The following is a 1,107-nucleotide window of genomic DNA, read 5'->3' as shown; positions in this document are numbered from 1 at the left end:
ATAACGGCGGTTTGTCCCATATGAGGTAATCTCGCCGTTATGGATGACACTCCAGTCGAGAAGATTGAAGGGGTGCGCACCACCCCACCACCCCGAGGTATTTGTCGGGTACCTGTTATGGGCAAGCCAGATGTAGCCTTCGTACTGTTCAATCTGGTAAAAGTCAGCAACCGTCTCCGGCCATCCTGATGCCTTGAATACTCCGATATTCTTGCCTGATGAGTAGACGAGCGCACCCTGGACGGTGGTATTGATCTTCATCACGAGCATCGTGATGATATCCTCTTCAGGGGTTGTGCTTCCGGGCATCAGGGTCCGGTCAGGCTTGAAGAAGTATCGCCAGGGGATATGGGTTCGGCGGAGATCGGGCTGTTCAATGGTTGGTATCTCTTCTTCGTATTCTATCTCCCCCCAGGTTTTGAGGATCTCATCCACGGTGCCCTTTGGCTCGACAAGGTTGTTAAAGAAGAGGTGAAGGGCATAGTACTCTGAATAATCCGGATAAATGCCATATGCGGCATACCCTGCACCTTCGCCGCTCCCTCGCTCATTCATGAGCGAAAGTGCGTGTTTGATGCGGGTTCCATCCATTCCGGCTTTTGATCTGTCAATGACGCTGATAATGCCACACATGAGTATCACACGGGAACGATTTCTTCATGACTCCCGGATGTATATGGTTGTTCCATTAACTATTTATAGTAATCAGTAGAAGTAATCTTCCATATGACAGGAGACGACGTGTCCAGGATCCTGGAACAGATCGAGGAAGACCGGGTGAAGTTCATTCGGCTCCAGTTTACCGATATCATCGGTATGGCAAAAAATGTTGCGATCCCTGCGAAGCAGGCCGAGAAGGCACTGACTGACGGTATCAGCTTCGATGGTTCGTCCATTTTGGGATTTGCACGGATTGAAGAGTCGGATATGGTTCTGAAACCGGATATCTCCACGTACCAGATCCTCCCCTGGAGGCCTGAGGCGATGCGGGCAGCACGGTTTATCTGCGATATCTACACTCCGAAAGGAAAACCCTTTGAGGGTGATCCGCGCTACATCCTCAGGAAGCAGGTTGAGGAGGCAGCGAAGATGGGGTATATCTTCAAC

1 protein-coding gene and 1 pseudogene are annotated in these 1,107 nt (G+C 50.7%); one reads left to right on the top strand and one right to left on the bottom strand.

Going from position 1 to position 1,107, the window contains the following annotated elements; genetic code table 11:
- Positions 1-633: pseudogene (locus tag QCH34_RS13165) on the bottom strand (hypothetical protein); the annotation flags it as partial.
- A 93-nt stretch (positions 634-726) separates the two neighbouring features.
- Here QCH34_RS13165 and QCH34_RS13160 point away from each other — a divergent pair.
- On the top strand, positions 727-1,107 hold a 381-nt coding region (locus tag QCH34_RS13160; protein ID WP_300334784.1), incomplete at its 3' end, for a glutamine synthetase beta-grasp domain-containing protein.

This window comes from Methanocalculus sp. (assembly GCF_029762515.1).
Classification (GTDB): Archaea; Halobacteriota; Methanomicrobia; order Methanomicrobiales; family Methanocorpusculaceae; genus Methanocalculus.
Note: the sequence above shows the minus strand (reverse complement) of the source record. Positions and strands in the feature narration are given on the sequence as shown.